This window comes from Klebsiella electrica (genome assembly GCF_006711645.1).
Classification (GTDB): Bacteria; Pseudomonadota; Gammaproteobacteria; order Enterobacterales; family Enterobacteriaceae; genus Klebsiella; species Klebsiella electrica.
In genome coordinates, this window is record NZ_CP041247.1 from 4,006,517 (window position 1) to 4,024,950 (window position 18,434).

Annotated in this window: 19 protein-coding genes; 10 read left to right on the forward strand and 9 right to left on the reverse strand. The window is 54.5% G+C overall.

Annotated elements, in window-relative coordinates; all coding sequences use genetic code 11:
• Positions 1-10 precede the first annotated feature (10 nt).
• Both apt and Electrica_RS19180 read right to left on the reverse strand, forming a co-directional pair.
• A complete protein-coding gene (apt, locus tag Electrica_RS19175; RefSeq protein ID WP_100683178.1) occupies positions 11-562 on the reverse strand; it encodes an adenine phosphoribosyltransferase in 552 nt (183 codons plus the stop codon).
• 150 nt (positions 563-712) lie between these two features.
• Positions 713-1,090, reverse strand: coding sequence for a DUF454 family protein (locus Electrica_RS19180; protein ID WP_100683177.1), 378 nt, complete (start codon positions 1,088-1,090; stop codon positions 713-715).
• 68 nt (positions 1,091-1,158) lie between these two features.
• On the opposite strand from Electrica_RS19180, the gene priC reads away from it, so the two are divergent.
• Together priC and rsmS are read left to right on the forward strand one after the other, a co-directional pair.
• On the forward strand, positions 1,159-1,686 hold the full coding sequence (gene priC, locus Electrica_RS19185) for a primosomal replication protein N'' (protein WP_141965199.1): 528 nt from the start codon (positions 1,159-1,161) through the stop codon (positions 1,684-1,686).
• A gap of 14 nt (positions 1,687-1,700) precedes the next feature.
• Positions 1,701-1,877, forward strand: a complete 177-nt coding sequence (gene rsmS / locus Electrica_RS19190; protein ID WP_100683175.1) for a pleiotropic regulatory protein RsmS — start codon at positions 1,701-1,703, stop codon at positions 1,875-1,877.
• A 50-nt stretch (positions 1,878-1,927) separates the two neighbouring features.
• On the opposite strand, the gene mscK is transcribed toward rsmS, so the two are convergent.
• Entirely contained in the window at positions 1,928-5,272 is a 3,345-nt protein-coding gene (gene mscK / locus Electrica_RS19195; RefSeq protein WP_131047524.1) for a mechanosensitive channel MscK, read from the reverse strand.
• 133 nt (positions 5,273-5,405) lie between these two features.
• Complete coding sequence (gene acrR, locus Electrica_RS19200; RefSeq protein WP_141965200.1) at positions 5,406-6,056, reverse strand: multidrug efflux transporter transcriptional repressor AcrR; 651 nt, start codon at positions 6,054-6,056, stop codon at positions 5,406-5,408.
• Between the two features lie 142 nt (positions 6,057-6,198).
• Here acrR and acrA point away from each other — a divergent pair, with 142 nt between their 5' ends.
• From acrA to maa, 5 genes are all read left to right on the forward strand, one after another.
• Positions 6,199-7,392, forward strand: a complete 1,194-nt coding sequence (gene acrA / locus Electrica_RS19205; protein WP_100683172.1) for a multidrug efflux RND transporter periplasmic adaptor subunit AcrA — start codon at positions 6,199-6,201, stop codon at positions 7,390-7,392.
• Between the two features lie 22 nt (positions 7,393-7,414).
• On the forward strand, positions 7,415-10,561 hold the full coding sequence (acrB, locus tag Electrica_RS19210; RefSeq protein WP_141965201.1) for a multidrug efflux RND transporter permease subunit AcrB: 3,147 nt from the start codon (positions 7,415-7,417) through the stop codon (positions 10,559-10,561).
• Between the two features lie 525 nt (positions 10,562-11,086).
• Positions 11,087-11,461: an Hha toxicity modulator TomB gene (gene tomB, locus Electrica_RS19215; RefSeq protein ID WP_004858785.1), complete on the forward strand. Its 375-nt coding sequence runs from the start codon at positions 11,087-11,089 to the stop codon at positions 11,459-11,461.
• A 26-nt stretch (positions 11,462-11,487) separates the two neighbouring features.
• The gene (locus tag Electrica_RS19220) at positions 11,488-11,706 is read left to right on the forward strand and encodes an HHA domain-containing protein (protein WP_004858783.1); all 219 of its coding nucleotides are present in this window, start codon (positions 11,488-11,490) and stop codon (positions 11,704-11,706) included.
• Between the two features lie 151 nt (positions 11,707-11,857).
• Entirely contained in the window at positions 11,858-12,424 is a 567-nt protein-coding gene (maa, locus tag Electrica_RS19225; RefSeq protein WP_100683170.1) for a maltose O-acetyltransferase, read from the forward strand.
• On the opposite strand, the gene Electrica_RS28970 is transcribed toward maa, so the two are convergent.
• On the reverse strand, positions 12,396-12,530 hold the full coding sequence (locus tag Electrica_RS28970; RefSeq protein WP_224742582.1) for a hypothetical protein: 135 nt from the start codon (positions 12,528-12,530) through the stop codon (positions 12,396-12,398). The two genes, maa and Electrica_RS28970, sit on opposite strands and share 29 nt — an antisense overlap.
• Here Electrica_RS28970 and Electrica_RS19230 point away from each other — a divergent pair.
• Complete coding sequence (locus tag Electrica_RS19230) at positions 12,524-12,994, forward strand: YlaC family protein (protein ID WP_100683169.1); 471 nt, start codon at positions 12,524-12,526, stop codon at positions 12,992-12,994. The two genes, Electrica_RS28970 and Electrica_RS19230, sit on opposite strands and share 7 nt — an antisense overlap.
• On the opposite strand, the gene pdxR is transcribed toward Electrica_RS19230, so the two are convergent.
• Positions 12,969-14,414 (reverse strand): MocR-like pyridoxine biosynthesis transcription factor PdxR, encoded by a 1,446-nt coding sequence (gene pdxR, locus Electrica_RS19235; RefSeq protein WP_141965202.1) that lies wholly within the window; start codon positions 14,412-14,414, stop codon positions 12,969-12,971. The two genes, Electrica_RS19230 and pdxR, sit on opposite strands and share 26 nt — an antisense overlap.
• A 110-nt stretch (positions 14,415-14,524) precedes the next feature.
• Between pdxR and Electrica_RS19240 the strand changes: the two genes are divergently transcribed.
• Positions 14,525-15,235 carry a GNAT family N-acetyltransferase gene (locus Electrica_RS19240; protein ID WP_141965203.1) on the forward strand — a complete coding sequence of 237 codons (711 nt, stop codon included), beginning with the start codon at positions 14,525-14,527 and terminating at the stop codon, positions 15,233-15,235.
• On the opposite strand, the gene ykgO is transcribed toward Electrica_RS19240, so the two are convergent.
• The 3 genes from ykgO to Electrica_RS19255 all read right to left on the reverse strand — a co-directional run bounded on the left by ykgO (position 15,232) and on the right by Electrica_RS19255 (position 16,826).
• Positions 15,232-15,372: a type B 50S ribosomal protein L36 gene (ykgO, locus tag Electrica_RS19245; protein ID WP_003859006.1), complete on the reverse strand. Its 141-nt coding sequence runs from the start codon at positions 15,370-15,372 to the stop codon at positions 15,232-15,234. The genes Electrica_RS19240 and ykgO overlap by 4 nt on opposite strands.
• Before the next feature lie 2 nt (positions 15,373-15,374).
• Positions 15,375-15,635 carry a type B 50S ribosomal protein L31 gene (locus Electrica_RS19250; RefSeq protein WP_004858777.1) on the reverse strand — a complete coding sequence of 87 codons (261 nt, stop codon included), beginning with the start codon at positions 15,633-15,635 and terminating at the stop codon, positions 15,375-15,377.
• A gap of 117 nt (positions 15,636-15,752) precedes the next feature.
• Complete coding sequence (locus tag Electrica_RS19255; RefSeq protein ID WP_100683165.1) at positions 15,753-16,826, reverse strand: LacI family DNA-binding transcriptional regulator; 1,074 nt, start codon at positions 16,824-16,826, stop codon at positions 15,753-15,755.
• Positions 16,827-17,094: 268 nt separating this feature from the next.
• On the opposite strand from Electrica_RS19255, the gene Electrica_RS19260 reads away from it, so the two are divergent.
• Positions 17,095-18,366 carry a maltoporin gene (locus Electrica_RS19260; RefSeq protein ID WP_131047518.1) on the forward strand — a complete coding sequence of 424 codons (1,272 nt, stop codon included), beginning with the start codon at positions 17,095-17,097 and terminating at the stop codon, positions 18,364-18,366.
• Positions 18,367-18,434 lie beyond the last annotated feature (68 nt).

The following is an 18,434-nucleotide window of genomic DNA, read 5'->3' on the forward strand; positions in this document are numbered from 1 at the left end:
CGGGAAATGCTTAGTGGCCCGGGAATGGAACCAGGCTATAACAGTGAATGCCCGCTTTCTCAAGGCGCTGTTCGCCGCCCAGATCAAACAGGTTGATAATAAACGCGGCATCATGAACCTCACCGCCCAGACGACGGATCAGCTTCACGGTGGCGTCAATGGTGCCGCCGGTGGCCAGCAGATCGTCAACGACGAGAACTTTATCGCCTGCTTTGATCGCATCGACATGAATTTCCAGCTGATCGGTACCGTATTCAAGCTCGTAGCTCTCGGCAATGGTTTCACGCGGCAGCTTGCGCGGTTTACGTACCGGCACAAAACCCACACCCAGCGCCAGCGCAACCGGAGCGCCAAACAGAAAACCGCGCGCCTCGGTGCCCACCACTTTGGTGATGCCGGCGTTTTTATAACGCTCGGTCAGCAGCTCAATGCTTAACGCATAGGCTTTCGGGTCTTCCAGCAAGCTGGTGACATCGCGGAAAAGAATACCCGGTTTCGGATAGTCCTGAATGCTTTGGATGCTGCTTTTTAGATATTCAAGCTGCTGTGCAGTTGCGGTCATAAGTTTATGCCTGATAAAAACGGTGTTACTCACGGGCAGGCCAGACGGGTCAAAGAAACATTTGATTAACCTTTGACCAGGCGTACCCGCGCTCGAAAACGCTCGAATTTACTGTCTGTAAGCGACAATTGCAACACTCATTATGGTGCATCAGTGCTTTTGTTGCGTCGCGTCAACAACCGGAATACGCCACATAAATATCAACAGGCAGGCCAGAATCACCAGCAGCATGATGCGAACCCACGTAAGCTTAACCAGCCACAGCGACACGCCGAAGGTCAGCAGAATCATCACGATTGCCCGCGGCCTGGCGCCGGGCGGCATCGCACGGTATTGCTGCCAGTGACGAAGATAGCCGCCGAACCAGGAACGGTGCAGCAGCCAGTGGTGAAAGCGCGGTGAAGAACGGGCAAAACACCAGGCCGCCAGCAGTATAAACGGGGTGGTCGGCAATAAAGGCAAAAAGACGCCCAGCGTCCCCAGCACTACCGCCAGCCAGCCTATGATGATTAAAATGATACGTGGCATAATGCGAATCGTTATCAGCAAAGAGGGCTACTGTAGCACAGTTGTCTATCAGACCAGGGAGGAGTTATTTGAAAACAACCCGGCTTTTACACACGCTGGAAAATCAGTTGGCTCAGCTGGCCGCGCAGGTTGCGCCGCTGGTGCATCATGCTACGCTCAGCGCCCGCTTCGATCGCCAGCTGTTCCGTACTCGCAGCACCCTGATGCAGGACTGTCTCAAGGAGGCGCAGCAGCACTTTTCCGAGCTGCGGCAGGCCGTTGAGCAGCAACAGCTTCCGCAGGTCGCCTGGCTGGCGGAGCGGCTGGTCGCGCAGGTTGCCGCCCTCAGCCGGGAGGCGGCAACCTGGCCGCTACGCAGCTGGGACAGCGCCTCGCCCGGGGTGAACCGCTGGCAGCGGCGGCGGCTTCAGCATCAGGAGTACGAACGTCGACTGCTGGCGATGCGCAACGATCGCCAGCATCAACTGGCGCAGGCGACAACGCTTGAGGAGCAGCAGCGGCTGGCGAAGGAAGTCGATGCCTGCGCCGGGCGTTTAGCGCGCTGTCGCGATGCGCTGGAAAAAATAGAAGGCGTGCTGGCACGCTTAACGCGCTAACAGAAGGAATCACTATGTCGCTGGAAAATGCCCCGGATGAGGTCAAACTGGCCGTTGATTTGATTATGCTGCTGGAAGAGAACCAGGTGTCAGCACAAACCGTACTGGGGGCGCTGGAGATAATCAAACGTGATTATGAAAACAAACTCAACCGCACCGCACAGACGTCTGATGAAACGGATAACCGCTGACCGACAGCCCGTCGGAAACGGGGCGGCACACTGGCCGCCCCTGCTGAGTCTTAGCCGATAGCCGGAGACGGATCGTCCCCTTTGACCTCACGCTTAAGCTCCGTCACTTCATCCCCTTTTTCGTTACGCAGATGGACTTCCAGCTGGTTGAAGGCGATGTTGATGTCGTTTTCACGGCACAGGCGGTCGATCGCGCGGTTCAGTTCATCGACGGTATAGCTGCGATCGCGCAGTTCGCGCACATATAAACGCAGCTCATGATCCAACGTGCTGGCGCCGAAGGTGGTGAAGAAGACCGATGGCGCGGGCTCCGGCATCACTTTCGGATGCTCGTGCGCCGCCTGCAGCAACACTTCCTTGACCTTATCCAGATCGGAGCCGTACGCCACGCCGATGCGGATCACCACCCGGGTTACGGTGTCGGACAGCGACCAGTTGATCAGCCGTTCGGTCACAAACGCTTTGTTCGGGATGATCACCTCTTTGCGGTCAAAGTCGGTAATGGTCGTGGCGCGAATGCGGATCTTGCTGACGGTACCGGAGAAGGTGCCGATCGTCACCGTATCGCCGATGCGTACCGGACGTTCGAAGAGGATAATCAGGCCAGAAACAAAGTTACCGAAAATCTCCTGCAAACCAAAGCCCAGACCCACCGACAACGCGGCCGCCAGCCACTGCAGCTTGTCCCACGAAACGCCCAGCGCGCCAAAGACCGTCATCGCACCGATAGCGATAATCGCGTAGTTGAGGATCGAGGTAATGGCGTAGGACGTCCCCTGGCGCATGTTGAGCCGCGAGAGGATCAGCACTTCCAGCAGACCGGGTAAGTTGCGGATCAATGCCCAGGCGACCATGGACGCGACGATCGCGAACAGCAGGCTGCCCATCGTCACGCTGCGCACCACGCTGGCTCCCGCCTCGGTGCCGTTGTAGTGCCACAATGTGATGCTGTCGAGGTAGGCGAACACGGTGATCAGATCGGACCAAATCGCCCAGAATACGACGCCAAACAAGGCGACCATCACCAGCATGGTAATGCGCAACGTTTGCTGGTTGACCTGCTCCAGCGCAATCGTCGGCTCTTCCTGCGGCTCAGCCCCTTCCGCCCCCTCTTTGACCATATGCTGACGACGGGCCAGCGCGCGCCGCCAGGCGATACGCCGCGCGGCAACACTCAGGCCGCGCAACACGGTCTGGTACAGCAGATTCCACAGCATCACCAGGTAGACGGTTTCAATCCAGCGACCGGCAAGACGCAGGGTGGTATAGAAGTAGCCGGTTGCCGTCAGCACCATCAGCGCGACCGGCACAATCGAGAGCACGGTGACGGTGAGAAGACGCAGGCTGTGCGACTCTTTATCACGCCAGCTGTCGCGACACATCGGCCACACCAGTACCGCGATCAGCAGCAGATTGAGCAGGATAACGAACTGCCCCAGCACGTCATCCATCAGATTCAGCGGCGACAGCTCGGAGACCACCGACCAGAAATTCAGCGGCAGCAGCGCAAGACTGACGCGCACAATTTGCCGACGCCAGTGGCTGGTCAGGTGCGGCGGCATATTAAAGTGGCTTACCGCGACGCCGTCTTTTTCCAGCACCTTCCAGCACAGGCCAAACACCAGCCAGAACAGCGCCAGTTTTTTACTGTATGCCCACAGTAGCCCGCTGATGTTCAGCTGCATCGTCAGCAGAATCAGCCCTACCGCCAGGATCAGCAGCACGACAGGCAAGGCGCGGATCAGGTCGATCAGAATCGCTTTAGGCGTATGGAGCTGCGTGTCGTTACGCAACTGGCCGACCTGCGAGGCCAGCCGGGCCTGGTAGTTCCGTAGCCACTGCAGGCGCCAGCGGATCAGGCCAGCAATCAGCAGCAGCGGCAGACCGGCAAGGAAGGCAACAAACACCGCCGGCCACGCTTTCTCCCAGTTTACGGTGATTTTCATCGCCTTAAACTGCCCTTTCAGCGCTTCCGGGAAGGATTTAACCCACTCCCAGTCCATCGGTTTGTTGCTATTTACCCAGAAAATCTGCTGGGTCAGGATGGCTTTCAGGTTGCTGGAGACGCTCATTAACTGCTGCTGGTTGATCTGCAGGTTAATCGCCATCATCAGCTGATTGCCGAGCTGCTTGTTAAACTGGTCGAGCAGTTCGCGGCGCATATCCACGACGTCCAGCAGAGCATTATGTACGTCAGGGGTCACTTCAGTGCTGTGCCCTTCTTCCAGTTTGGCGACGAACGCATCGCTCTGGAACAGCGCATCGCGCTGCTGGTTGACCTCGAACTGTTCAAGACGCAGATCGGCAATACGGTTGGTCATATCTTCCAGCTCGTCCGCCGACGGCAGCGTCTGCTGCTGCTGGTAAAGGATGCGCGACAGTAACAGGCTCCCTTTGAGGACGGAAATCTGCTCTTTGATATCACGTTCAGATTGCAGCGCCCGATCGAGCCAGTTTTTCACTTTAATGTTGCGCTGCACCAGCTGATTGCCATTCTCAGTCGCCGCGATAAGCTTCTGGCTCAGCTGATGGTTAATATCCAGCTCTTGTTGGACCAGCGGGTTGGACTGGATACGCGCCGTCTCATCCGGCGTGACCGCTTCCTGAGCGGTTTTTTCCGTTAGCGTCAGGCGCTTGCTGTTAACCGCTTCCTGCAGCAATTGCAACTGATGTTCGAGACGATTACTGTTGGCGCTGACGTAGTCCCGTTGCTTTTGCAGCGTATCCTGCAATACGGTGTTACCTTCGAGGCTCTTGCGCTGCTGCTCAATTTGCGCGTTAAGCAGCGCCTGCTGCGCCAGCAGTAATCCCTGCTGGCTTGGGCGCAGGGCTCCGTCACCGGTGGTGGTGCCGTTCAGACGGTTGCGTATCTGCTGTAGCTGCTGGGAAGCCGCATACATCGCATTTTGCACGCGCTCCGGCTGGGTTTGCAGGGAAACCAGCTGACCGTTGTAGGTCGCCAGATCGTTCTGCGCGCTTTGCAGATCGTCCAGCGTCTGGGAGAGACGAGATTCCAGCTGCCGCAAAGAGAGCGTGCTGAGCGTTTTCCGCGTCGCCTCATCATCCGGCACCTCGCTTAACGCATTCAGGCTATCGACCGCCTGACGCATCTTCGCCGGTGCCTGATCAACCTGTTGCCGCAGCTGAGTGGTTTCCGACTTAATCCGCTCAATTTTATCGAGAGCTTCAAGCGTCTGCACCAGGTCTTGCTGAACCAGCTTGTCCTGGGGTGTCAGTTCCTTTTGCTTATTTAGCGTATTAAGTTGGTTTTGAATATCAGATCGGTCAGGGACATCGGCAGCCTGAGCTTGATTAACGCTAAGACAGCCGACAAATAACAGCAGTACAATTACAAAAGCGGAAGTGGCATTTCGCCAACGGATAGTATGCAGCATAGTGTTAACATGAGTGGTTGCAATAGCCGGAGAATACCGGGGGTCGTCGCAGCCCGCAGAATAGCACTTCTGCAATCGCACGAATAGCGGCGGCTATCAGCAAACACGCACCTTTTTTATTTTGCCGGCATCGCTAATTGTTTACCTCCGGAGAAGCCCGGAGCGTAGGGCAAAACTGATACATTTCGAGAAGAATGGCCACGTAGTCGCGCGCTTCTTTTTCAAGATCGAATGAATCCGGCGCAAAGAGCCAGTTTTCCATCAGACCGGAGAGATAGCTACGCATTAAAATCGCCGCCCGGCGGGTTAACAAATTAGCCGGCAGCATATTGGCCGCAATACACTCCTTTAACGTGTGTTCGATACGTTCGTAGCTCTCAAGACATAAGCTACGCTGCGCCTCCTGAACCACTTCCATTTCACCGACAAATTCACACTTATGGAAGATAATTTCCATCATTAGCCGCCGCCGCTCTTCTGTCACAGTGGCTTCAAGAACGTGAACTAAGATCCCCCTGACAACTGACAGTGGATCGTTGGGGAATTTTGCCCGATACTCAACTTCAAGATCGCTAATACTTGCGTCCGACAACACCCATATTTCATTAAATAAATCTGATTTATTCTTGAAATGCCAGTAGATAGCCCCCCTCGTCACCCCGGCAGCTTTTGCAATTGCTGCCAACGAGGTAGATGATACGCCTTGCTGCGAAAACAGACGCAGAGCAACATCCAGAATGTGTTGCCGGGTTTCAAGTGCCTGTTGTTTGGTTTTTCGTGCCATAGGTCGATGAGTTTACAGAGGTTGCGTTTACATACATTTGTGAATGTATGTACCATAGCATGACCATAACAGAAACACAGTAGTGGGTTTGTGGTCGTTTGAGCCACTGCACAATTTGAAATTGGACACTCGAGGTTTACATATGAACAAAAACAGAGGGTTAACGCCTCTGGCGGTCGTTCTGATGCTCTCAGGCAGCTTAGCGCTAACAGGATGTGACGACAAACCGGCTCAGCAAGGGGCTCAGCATATGCCGGAAGTCGGTATTGTGACGCTCAAATCCGCACCTCTGCAAATCACCACTGAGCTACCGGGCCGTACCAGCGCCTACCGTATTGCAGAAGTCCGTCCTCAGGTAAGTGGCATTATTCTGAAACGTAACTTTACGGAAGGTGGCGACATCCAGGCCGGCGTGTCCCTTTATCAGATTGATCCGGCGACTTACCAGGCCAGCTATGAAAGCGCGAAAGGCGACTTAGCCAAAGCGCAGGCAGCGGCCAATATCGCGCAGCTGACGGTTAAACGTTATCAGAAACTGCTCGGCACCAAATACATCAGTCAACAGGATTACGATACTGCCGTCGCCAACTCACAGCAGAGCAATGCTGCCGTTGTTGCCGCGAAAGCCGCTGTGGAAACTGCGCGTATTAACCTGGCCTACACCAAAGTGACCTCGCCTATCAGCGGCCGGATTGGTAAATCCGCCGTGACCGAAGGGGCGCTGGTACAAAACGGTCAGGCCACTGCGCTGGCAACCGTTCAGCAGCTGGACCCTATCTATGTTGATGTGACCCAGTCGAGCAACGATTTCCTGCGTCTGAAACAAGAGCTGGCAAACGGCACGCTGAAACAAGAAAACGGCAAAGCCAAAGTCGAACTGGTGACCAACGACGGGATGAAGTATCCGCAGGGCGGCACGCTGGAGTTTTCTGACGTCACCGTTGACCAGACCACTGGTTCTATCACTTTACGCGCCATCTTCCCGAACCCGGATCACACCCTGTTACCAGGGATGTTCGTCCGCGCGCGTCTGCAGGAAGGGACCAACCCGGATGCCCTGCTGGTTCCACAGCAAGGCGTAACCCGCACGCCGCGTGGTGACGCCAGCGTGATGGTTGTTGGTGAAGGCGACAAGGTCGAGGTTCGTCAGGTCACTGCCACGCAGGCGATTGGCGATAAATGGCTGGTCACCAGCGGAGTGAAATCCGGCGATCGCGTGATTGTCACCGGACTGCAAAAAGTTAAACCAGGCGTGCAGGTTAAAGCGCAGGAAGTAGCCTCTGACGATCAACAGCAAGTTGCCAGTAACGCTCAGTCAGAACAAACCAAGTCTTAACTTAAACAGGAGCCGTTAAGACATGCCTAATTTCTTTATCGATCGCCCCATATTCGCATGGGTGATCGCCATAATCATCATGCTTGCCGGGGGACTTGCGATCCTGAAGCTGCCTGTCGCGCAATATCCCACGATTGCGCCGCCGGCGGTCTCGATCACCGCGACCTACCCTGGTGCTGATGCGAAAACGGTGCAGGATACCGTGACGCAGGTTATCGAACAGAATATGAACGGTATCGATAACCTGATGTACATGTCCTCCAACAGTGACTCAACCGGTACGGTACAGATAACCCTGACCTTCCAGTCTGGTACCAACGCGGACATCGCTCAGGTGCAGGTGCAGAACAAACTGCAGCTCGCCATGCCGCTGCTGCCGCAGGAAGTACAGCAACAGGGCGTGAGCGTGGAGAAATCCTCCAGCAGCTTCCTGATGGTTGTCGGCGTTATCAACACTAACGGCACCATGACGCAGGAGGATATTTCCGACTACGTTGGCGCCAACATGAAAGATGCTATCAGCCGTACGTCCGGCGTGGGCGACGTTCAGCTGTTTGGTTCCCAGTACGCGATGCGTATCTGGATGGATCCGAACAAACTGAACAACTTCCAGCTGACGCCGGTGGATGTGATCAACGCGATTAAAGCGCAGAACGCCCAGGTTGCAGCCGGTCAGTTAGGCGGTACGCCGCCGGTGAAAGGCCAGCAGTTGAACGCCTCGATCATTGCGCAAACGCGTCTGAAATCTGTGGACGAATTTAGTAACATCCTGCTGAAAGTGAACCAGGATGGTTCTCAGGTTCGTCTGCGCGATGTGGCGAAAGTTGAGCTCGGTGGCGAAAACTACGACGTCATCGCTAAGTATAACAACCAGCCGGCCTCCGGTCTGGGTATCAAACTGGCGACCGGTGCGAATGCGCTGGATACCGCAGCGGCCATTCGCGCTGAACTGAAGAAAATGGAACCCTTCTTCCCGTCGGGCCTGAAGATTGTTTACCCGTATGACACCACGCCGTTCGTGAAGATCTCGATTCATGAAGTGGTTAAAACGCTGGTGGAAGCGATAATCCTGGTCTTCCTGGTGATGTATCTGTTCCTGCAGAACTTCCGCGCCACGTTGATTCCCACCATCGCGGTGCCGGTGGTCTTATTGGGTACCTTCGCCATCCTTGCTATTTTTGGCTTCTCGATAAACACCCTGACCATGTTTGGTATGGTGCTGGCGATAGGCCTGCTCGTCGATGACGCCATCGTGGTGGTGGAAAACGTCGAGCGTGTCATGGCGGAAGAAGGCCTGCCGCCGAAGGAAGCAACCCGCAAATCCATGGGTCAGATTCAGGGCGCGCTGGTCGGTATCGCGATGGTGCTTTCTGCGGTATTTATCCCGATGGCCTTCTTCGGCGGTTCAACCGGTGCGATTTATCGCCAGTTCTCCATCACTATCGTTTCGGCGATGGCGCTGTCGGTGCTGGTTGCATTAATCCTGACCCCGGCGCTGTGCGCCACGATGCTGAAACCCATCGCGAAAGGCGGTCATGGCGAGCATAAAGGCTTCTTCGGCTGGTTTAACCGCATGTTCGATAAGAGCACGCACCACTACACCGATAGCGTAGGTAACATTCTGCGCAGTACCGGTCGTTACCTGGTGCTGTATCTGATCATCGTCGTCGGAATGGCCTGGCTGTTCGTCCGCCTGCCGAGTTCGTTCCTGCCGGATGAAGATCAGGGCGTATTCCTGAGCATGGCGCAGCTTCCTGCCGGTGCTACGCAGGAACGTACGCAGAAAGTGCTCGACGAGATGACGGACTACTATCTCACCAAAGAGAAAGACAACGTTGAATCGGTATTTGCCGTTAACGGCTTTGGCTTCGCGGGCCGCGGCCAGAACACCGGTATTGCGTTCGTTTCTCTGAAAGACTGGAGCGCACGTCCGGGCAGTGAGAACAAGGTGGAAGCGATTACCGGTCGTGCGATGGCCCGTTTCTCGCAGATTAAAGATGCAATGGTCTTCGCCTTTAACCTGCCGGCTATCGTCGAACTGGGTACCGCTACCGGCTTTGACTTCCAGCTGATCGACCAGGCTGGTCTGGGCCATGAAAAACTGACCCAGGCACGTAACCAGCTGTTTGGTGAAGTGGCGCAACACCCTGACCTGCTGGTCGGCGTTCGTCCGAACGGCCTGGAAGATACGCCGCAGTTCAAGGTGGATATCGACCAGGAAAAAGCACAGGCGTTGGGCGTTTCTATCAGTGACATTAATACCACGCTGGGCGCGGCCTGGGGCGGTAGCTACGTCAATGACTTCATCGACCGCGGTCGCGTGAAGAAAGTCTACGTCATGTCCGAAGCGAAATACCGTATGCTGCCGAAAGATATTGGCAACTGGTATGTTCGCGGTAGCAATGGACAGATGGTGCCGTTCTCAGCCTTCTCCACCTCACACTGGGAATATGGTTCACCGCGTCTGGAACGCTATAACGGTCTGCCGTCGATGGAAATCCTCGGTCAGGCGGCTCCGGGCAGAAGTACCGGTGAAGCGATGACGATGATGGAAGAGCTGGCCAAAAAGCTGCCTTCGGGTATTGGCTATGACTGGACCGGTATGTCCTATCAGGAACGCCTGTCCGGCAACCAGGCGCCGGCGCTGTATGCCATCTCGCTGATCGTGGTATTCCTGTGTCTGGCGGCGCTGTATGAAAGCTGGTCGATACCGTTCTCCGTGATGCTGGTTGTCCCGCTGGGGGTTATTGGCGCACTGCTGGCGGCAACGTTCCGTGGTCTGACAAACGACGTTTACTTCCAGGTAGGTCTGCTGACCACCATTGGCCTGTCGGCGAAGAACGCGATACTTATCGTCGAATTCGCCAAAGACCTGATGGATAAAGAAGGCAAGGGTCTGGTTGAAGCGACCCTGGAGGCGGTACGTATGCGTCTGCGTCCAATCCTGATGACCTCGCTGGCGTTTATCCTCGGGGTCATGCCGCTGGTCATTAGCTCTGGCGCAGGTTCCGGCGCGCAGAACGCCGTAGGTACCGGCGTAATGGGCGGGATGGTGACGGCAACGGTTCTGGCTATCTTCTTTGTTCCGGTCTTCTTCGTGGTGGTTCGCCGCCGCTTCAGCAAGAAATCGGAAGACATTGAGCACAGCCATCCGACTGAGCATCATTAATCTCTCCATAGAGGGCCGCGCAAGCGGCCCTTTTTTTCGCCTTCGCCCCCGTTTACTGCGGGATTCGTTGAGGAAATTTTGCGGATAGCGTATATTGAAGCGCACGCATTGCAACGGTTTACTTTACATCCTGATATACAATTTCTGGTGATAAGCTTAACTTTGTTTTTATCAGATTATTCTTTTGCCGTTTTACCCTTACCTGAACTAAGAATATTCTTAACCTCAGTGTTATCCGGGTTTAAGATCTGGTTTCAAAGAAAAGAGTCAGCTAAATCAATGATCCATAAGCATTGCTTTGTAGAAGCATCACATTGAATGCCGTAGAATAATAAGTTCAGATATTTTTAAGATAAATTAACGGTGATAATTGTAATTTTTCGTAATAGCACGGTGAAATCTTTTTGAGAGTGGATTATAGTTAAAACAACAGGATTACAATGTATGTGTCAGGTCTGTTAGTCGTGTTCATCCCACAACGGTGCTTGTTAGTCGTCGTTTAAACCACTCAAAAGGGGATGCGTTATGGACGAATACTCGCCAAAAAGACATGATATCGCGCAGCTTCGATTTCTTTGCGAAACCCTGTATCATGACTGCCTTGCAAACCTGGAAGAGAGTAACCACGGGTGGGTGAATGACCCGACGTCGGCTATCAATCTTCAACTTAATGAATTGATCGAACACATAGCCACGTTCGCACTTAATTATAAAATTAAGTACGCTGAGGATAATAAACTGATCGCTCAGCTGGACGAATACCTGGATGACACTTTTATGTTGTTCAGTAGTTATGGCATTAACACGGCCGATTTACAGAAATGGCGCAAATCGGGAAATCGGTTATTCCGATGCTTTGTCAACGCCAGTCGGGAAAATCCGGCAAGTCTTTCTTGCTAGTATTATTACAATCAAAAGGTGAAGTTATGTCTGGTGAACCATTAACCAAAACAGACTATTTGATGCGCTTACGTCGCTGTCAGACAATTGATACACTGGAACGCGTAATTGAAAAAAACAAATATGAACTTTCAGATAACGAACTGGCTGTATTTTACTCAGCGGCCGATCATCGTCTTGCTGAATTGACCATGAATAAGCTCTACGACAAAATCCCGACATCGGTGTGGAAGTTCATTCGCTAATTCATTTCAGCTGTCAGTCAGATGATTAACCGGGCCCTCCCCTGCACTGGATATTATTGTGAGATTACTCGCATAAGTCAGCAAAACGCGCTCATGAAACCGGTTTCTTTTTTATACTGTAACGCCTGTCCACCTTAATCAGGAAAGCAGCATGAGTGAAGAGAAACGTAAAATGATCGCCGGTGAACTGTATCGGGCAGGTGATGCCACGCTTCGGGCAGACCGCCTGCGCGCCAGACAATTGCTGCATCGCTACAACCATTCGGCGCCGGACGAGCGCGAATGGCGGAAAATATGCCTGACTGAACTGTTTGGCCAGGCGAGCGATGCTTATATTGAACCCACTTTCCGCTGTGATTATGGTTACAATATTTTCCTCGGCGCCAGTTTCTACGCAAACTTTGATTGCGTAATGCTTGATGTCTGCCCGATTCATATTGGTGATAATTGCATGCTGGCGCCCGGCGTACATATCTATACCGCCACGCATCCATTAGATGCCGCCGAACGCAACAGCGGTAAAGAATACGGCAAACCCGTTACTATCGGCCATAATGTGTGGATTGGCGGCCGGGCGGTCATTAACCCCGGAATAACCATCGGCGATAATGCAGTCATTGCCTCCGGCGCCGTGGTCGTGAAAGATGTTCCGGCCAATGCCGTGGTTGGCGGCAACCCGGCGCAAATCATCAAGATGCTGACAGCGCAAAAAGCGTAACTGTTATGCTTTTCCGCAACTGATCTGTTACTTTCCTGAGAGATTCCTGCAACATAAAATAGCCTTCAGGCTGAGCCTTAGCAGAATTCGGGGACCAAGATGACAGAAATACAGCAGCTGCTGACCAACACGATTGATGAGCTCAATGTGAAAGAGAAGCGCGACAACCGTCCGCGCTTTAGTATCAGTTTTATTCGCAATCATCCGTGGCTGTTCGTTGCAATGTACGCCGCATTCCTGGCGACGTTCGTGGTCATGGTGACATCGGAAACGCTGGCCGATTCGGTTTGGCTACTGGTGGTGCTGTTCGCCCTGTTCAATGGTTTCTTCTTTTTTGACGTCTACCCGCGCTACCGCTACGAAGATATCGATGTCCTGGATTTTCGCGTTTGCTACAACGGGGAGTGGTACAACACGCGATACGTCCCTCAGCAGCTGATCGAACGCATTATGCAGTCGCCTCGCGTAGCCGGCGAGCAGAAAACCCGGCTCCAAAAAATGGTGGCGACGAAAGGTCAACTCTCGTTCTACGATATCTTTAGCCTCACCCGCGTCGATACCGCTCGATAAGACGATTCAACGTCCGCACCGCAGGGCCAAAATGCGAGGCGGACGTATTGCCATACCCCAGCACCAGCCCGCTTCGCGCCCGTTGTGTATCAAGGTAGAACCTGCTTAATGCCGCCGGTGCCTGTTGATACTGCCGCGCCTGCTCAACCACCGCCCCATCGTCTATCCCGTCAATAGCCACCGTCAGGTGCAGTCCCCCCTCGCCACCGAGAAGAGTAAAAGGTTGCGTCAGTTCCGCCGCCAGCACCTCGCGAAGCTGCAGCTGTCGCCGGCGATACAAGCGGCGCATCGCCGCCAGATGACGCGCGTAATGCCCCTCTTCGATAAACAACGCCAGCGCTCGCTGTTCAACCCGGTGACCGCCGCGCAGCAGCGATCCCACGAATCCCTGAGCGGCTTGCGCCAGGGCGGGAGGCATCACCACGAAACCAATGCGCAGCGCCGGAAACAACGTCTTGCTGAAGGTGCCGATATAAACCACCGGCGCCTGTTTCATCATCCCTGACATGGCCGGAACCGGTTCACCGCTATAGCGAAACTCGCTATCGTAATCATCCTCAACGATCCATGCATCATGCTGGCGGGCATATTCCAGCAGCGCCAGACGCCTGCCTGCGCTCATCACCGCGCCACAGGGATACTGATGCGACGGTGAGGTAAAAATCAGCCGCGGCGGCGGGTTCTCGTCGATCTCCGGACGCATCCCTTCGCTGTCTACCGGCATCCCTTTTATCCGTAACCCGGCTTTCAGAAATACGCTCTTCGCGCCGGGATATCCCGGCTCCTCAACCCATGCAGTATCACCCGCCACGCTCAGCAAATGGCTACAGAGGTTCACCCCTTCGAGCGCGCCTTCGGTAATCACGATTTGCCGGGCATCGCAGCGGATCCCGCGAGATAACGCCAGATGGCGGACAATCGCCTGCCGCAGCGCGAGTTCCCCGGCCGCCTCTCCATAACCCAGCAGCGCGCCCCCCTCTTCGCGCAGCACCTTGTCGAGCAACCGCCGCCAGATCGGCAGAGGAAAATAGTTAATCGCCGGCGTGCCGGGAGTAAATACCAGCGTCGGCGAATCGCGACGGGTGCCGGGAGGTAGCGCGAGCAGCCGCTCCGGCAGCGCAATGGTAAGCGGTAGCCCCTCCCGCTCGGCGGTCAGCGTCGCCACATAGGTCCCCTGACGGCTGCGCTGCAGGTAGCCTTCCATGGTCAACTGCTCCAGCGCCCCGTTAATCGTATTACGCGACAGATTGAGCCGCGTTGCGATAACCCGCGCCCCCGGCAGCCGGCTACCGCCTGCCAGCGCCTCCTGCAAAATCGCCTCGCGCAGCGCGCGATACAGCGTGCGCTGGAGAGTGTCATGACCTCGCCGGGACAAGGTGTGTTCCAGTAGTGTGAAGAAGGCATCATCAGGAATATTCATCGCGGCTCCTCGTGGCACCATAAAAACATACCTATCTGGCTCTTTTTATGGAACCAGTAAAACTTTAGTCTCACGTTATTCCCGCAGATTTCCGCAGACAAGGAGCCCCTATGCATCACCATAATTCGTTCGGACAACCCGTTGGCCAGGCCCTGCCCGACTGGCAGCCGCGTCCATTTCCGCAGCGTCAGATTCTGCAGGGACGCTACTGCCGCCTCGAGCCGCTGACGCCCGCTCACGCCAGCGCACTCTTTGCCGCGCATCAACGGGCTCCGGATACCCGGAGCTGGACGTGGTTATTGCGCGAGCCGGACAGCTGCGTTGAGACGTTCAGCGCCTGGATAGCCAGCGTGGAAAAACTCAGCGACCCGCTCCATTTCGCCGTCGTGGATGAACGGACCCGGCAGCCCGTCGGCTCCCTGGCGCTAATGCGTATCGATGCCCAAAACAGCGTGATTGAAGTCGGGCACGTGCACTTCTCACCGCTGCTCAGCCGGACCGCAATGGCGACGGAAGCCCAGTGGCTACTGATGCGCTATGTTTTCGATACCCTCGGCTATCGCCGCTATGAGTGGAAATGTAATAGCCTAAACGAACCTTCGCGCCGGGCGGCGCAACGATTGGGGTTTCGCTTTGAGGGGCGTTTTCGTCAGGCGTTAGTGATAAAGGGCCACAACCGCGATACCGACTGGTTTTCGATAATCGACAGCGAGTGGCCGCTGATTGATAAAGCGATGCAACGATGGCTGGACAGCGAGAACTTTAGCCCCGATGGTCAGCAGCGCGCCACGCTGGAGAGCTTGCGCACGTCGGCTGACTAGCGTCTCTTCTTGCGTCCCTGCACGGCTTTAAAGCGAGGATTGCTTTTGCAGATAACGTACAGCCGCCCTTTGCGTTTCACAATCTGACAGTCCGGGTGGCGCTGTTTCGCACTGCGCAATGAGTTAAGTACCTGCATTATTAGTTCCTTTTAGCATCAATAAAGCCGCCGAAGCGCTGGCGGAAACGTGCAGTGCTGCCTTCGCTGTTGAGGGCTTTCTGCTTACCGGTGTAGTACGGGTGCGATTTGGACGACACATCGAGGGTGACATAGGGATAGGTCTCCCCGTCCAGTTCAATCACGCGCTCGGTCTTGATTGTCGATCCCACTTTAAAATATTCATTCACGCTGGTGTCATGGAACACAACGGTACGGTAATGGGGATGGATATTGTCTTTCATGATAACCTCGATAGATATGTTATAACATAACAACAAGGTTACGCCGCAAAAAGACAAAGATCAACCATGAGAAGCGAAGGGATGAAAAATCGAGCGGCGCAAACCGCCCGTCAGAGATTAAGGATTCAGTTGATAGGCAAGCGCACGCAGCTGTTCTGCGATCGCCTGTAGATTTTTCCCCTGCTCCGTTCTTGGCCCGGTAGAGTGACGCACGACCAGCCGGGCAGGCAGGATTGAGGAGGTATGCGACGTTTCGCCATCGCCGCTATCAAGAATGCGGCGTACCGCCTCTTTGCCCTGCAAATCGAGATCCAGCGAGACGGTCGTCAGCGCCGGGTAGAAGAACGAGCTTTCATAGGTATCATCGTAGCCAATCACCGATTTTTCGCCGGGAATCGGCACCTGATGCTGATGAAACGCGCTCAGTACCCCCAGCGCCATCTGGTCATTCCCCACCAGCACCGCCGTAAATTTCGGCGTCTCACGCAACATCTGCAGCGCGCCCGCATAGCCGCTCTGCGCATCCCAGTTACCGCGAATCACCGTCACCGGCAGCAGCCCGTACCCTGCCAGCGTCTCCATCCAGCTCTTCAGGCGTAATGTCGCCGAGACCGAGCTTTCCGGCCCGGCCAGCAGCGCAATCTCCCGATGGCCCATTTCATACAGATATTTGACGCTCGCGCGGGTGCCGTCAGCCGGATTAAACGAAACGTTAAACACGGAGCTGTAGGGATCGACATCGAGAAAGAGACAAACGATATCATCGTTGTCAGCCGCGATTTTCTGGGCCTGTTCGGTCTCCAGAGGCACGTTGATAATGACCTTATCAACCAGCTGAGACTTCAGCTCATTGATGGATTCCTGAATACTTTGATTGACGCTCTCATCAATCATCGAGATTAATACCTGATAACCTTCCACGTTCGCATAGCGTTTTACCGCTGCAGCAACCTGAGAAGGCGCGTGCAACGACAGTGAAATCGTCACCAGACCGACGGTCCGGCTTTGCTTGCCCACCAGCTGCTGCGCCAGGCGGTTAGGGACATACCGCAATAGCTCGATGGATTTCTCCACCTTACGACGCGTGGCCTCGGATACATTGGCAGATTTATTGAGCACCCTGGACACGGTCTGATAGGAGACGCCTGCGTGACGCGCGACATCTTCTAAGGTTGCGCTTTTCGACTTCATGGTCCGGTTCCTTATGTTGTTATCCCTGGATTGTAACAGGGGCTATTTGAAAAAACGCGCCCCGCAACGCTCCCCTGCTAAAAAAGACAATAAAAGTATTACGCTCACAATACATCAAATTGTGAATGGACTCACTTACCGTAACAAATTACGTCATTTTATTTGCACTTAATCACACTATCGCAATCATTAAATTGCCTGTCGTTACGTTTAGGCATTTCATTACACCGTTAATGTGAACGTAATACAAAACAATAAGAGGATAGACATGAACACTACGCTGCGCACAGTCTCTGTTGCGTTGGCCGCCGCGCTGATTTCACCATCCGTGCTTGCGGCTTCCGCCTCTGTTCCTGGAATCGATTTTCATGGTTATATGCGTGCCGGAGTTGGGGTCTCCGGGGATGGCAGCCTGGCCGAATGGCAAAAAAACAAAATTGGTCGCCTGGGTAACGAATCCGATACCTATGGCGAACTGGAGCTGGGTTCCGAGGTGTACAAGAAGGACGACGTCAGCTTCTATCTCGATAGCATGGTCAGCATGGTCTCTGACGGTTCTAACGATAACGAAACCACCCGCAATGACGATGCGCAGTTTGGCCTGCGTCAGCTGAACCTGCAGATAAAAGGGCTGATCCCCGGCGATCCGAATGCGGTCATTTGGGGCGGTAAGCGCTACTACCAGCGCCACGATCTGCACATCATCGATACCAAATACTGGAACATCTCCGGTTCCGGCGCCGGGGTCGAAAACTACAGCTTAGGCCCAGGCGCCGTTTCACTTGCCTGGCTCCGCGGTGACGCGAACGACGTTGATTACCGCGTCGATGGCGACAGCAACGTCAATATTAACTATGTCGATCTGCGCTATGCGGGCTGGAAACCGTGGTCCGGCGCCTGGACCGAATTTGGTATCGACTACGCGATGCCTAACACCACCAAAAAACAGGACAGCTACGGCGGGCTGTACGATGCCGAAAACGGCGTGATGCTGACCGGTGAAATCAGCCAGGATATGCTGGGCGGTTACAACAAGCTGGTTCTGCAGTATGCGAATAAAGGGCTGGCGCAGAACATGGTCTCCCAGGGCGGCGGTTGGTACGACATGTGGAACTATGTCAACGATGCCACCGGCTATCGCGTGATCAACACCGGTCTGATTCCGATCACCGACAAATTCTCGATTAACCATGTGCTGACCTGGGGCTCCGCCGACGACATCACCGACTACACCAACAAAACGCGCTTACTCTCTCTGGTCGCACGCGGACAGTATCAGTTCACCGAGTATGTCCGTTTGATTGGCGAGGTCGGCGGTTTCTACCAGAAAGACAGCTATAAAAACAATACCGACTACAAACAAGCCGGCGAGAAATACACCATTGCGCTGGGTCTGGCCGATGGCCCGGACTTTATGTCACGCCCGGAATTACGTATTTTCGCCTCCTATCTCAATGATTCAGAGAACGGCAAACCGTTTGACGATAAAACCGCCAGCAATACGTGGAACTTCGGTGTCCAGGTCGAAGCCTGGTGGTAAGAGGAATCTGGTTATCTGAACCTGTGTTATCTCCAGCTGTAAGGTCGTAATTACCCTCCGGTAATGAT

Bases quoted from the DNA above. Each gene is read 5' to 3' on its own strand.
- Electrica_RS19230 (WP_100683169.1), top strand. From the start codon at position 12,524: ATGACAGAAATACAGCAGCTGCTGACCAACACGATTGATGAGCTCAAT.
- tomB (WP_004858785.1), top strand. From the start codon at position 11,087: ATGGACGAATACTCGCCAAAAAGACATGATATCGCGCAGCTTCGATTT.
- Electrica_RS19180 (WP_100683177.1), bottom strand. From the start codon at position 1,090: ATGCCACGTATCATTTTAATCATCATAGGCTGGCTGGCGGTAGTGCTG.
- Electrica_RS19260 (WP_131047518.1), top strand. From the start codon at position 17,095: ATGAACACTACGCTGCGCACAGTCTCTGTTGCGTTGGCCGCCGCGCTG.
- acrB (WP_141965201.1), top strand. From the start codon at position 7,415: ATGCCTAATTTCTTTATCGATCGCCCCATATTCGCATGGGTGATCGCC.
- Electrica_RS19220 (WP_004858783.1), top strand. From the start codon at position 11,488: ATGTCTGGTGAACCATTAACCAAAACAGACTATTTGATGCGCTTACGT.
- maa (WP_100683170.1), top strand. From the start codon at position 11,858: ATGAGTGAAGAGAAACGTAAAATGATCGCCGGTGAACTGTATCGGGCA.
- ykgO (WP_003859006.1), bottom strand. From the start codon at position 15,372: ATGCAGGTACTTAACTCATTGCGCAGTGCGAAACAGCGCCACCCGGAC.
- Electrica_RS19255 (WP_100683165.1), bottom strand. From the start codon at position 16,826: ATGAAGTCGAAAAGCGCAACCTTAGAAGATGTCGCGCGTCACGCAGGC.
- apt (WP_100683178.1), bottom strand. From the start codon at position 562: ATGACCGCAACTGCACAGCAGCTTGAATATCTAAAAAGCAGCATCCAA.
- Electrica_RS19240 (WP_141965203.1), top strand. From the start codon at position 14,525: ATGCATCACCATAATTCGTTCGGACAACCCGTTGGCCAGGCCCTGCCC.
- mscK (WP_131047524.1), bottom strand. From the start codon at position 5,272: ATGCTGCATACTATCCGTTGGCGAAATGCCACTTCCGCTTTTGTAATT.
- acrR (WP_141965200.1), bottom strand. From the start codon at position 6,056: ATGGCACGAAAAACCAAACAACAGGCACTTGAAACCCGGCAACACATT.
- rsmS (WP_100683175.1), top strand. From the start codon at position 1,701: ATGTCGCTGGAAAATGCCCCGGATGAGGTCAAACTGGCCGTTGATTTG.
- pdxR (WP_141965202.1), bottom strand. From the start codon at position 14,414: ATGAATATTCCTGATGATGCCTTCTTCACACTACTGGAACACACCTTG.
- Electrica_RS19250 (WP_004858777.1), bottom strand. From the start codon at position 15,635: ATGAAAGACAATATCCATCCCCATTACCGTACCGTTGTGTTCCATGAC.
- acrA (WP_100683172.1), top strand. From the start codon at position 6,199: ATGAACAAAAACAGAGGGTTAACGCCTCTGGCGGTCGTTCTGATGCTC.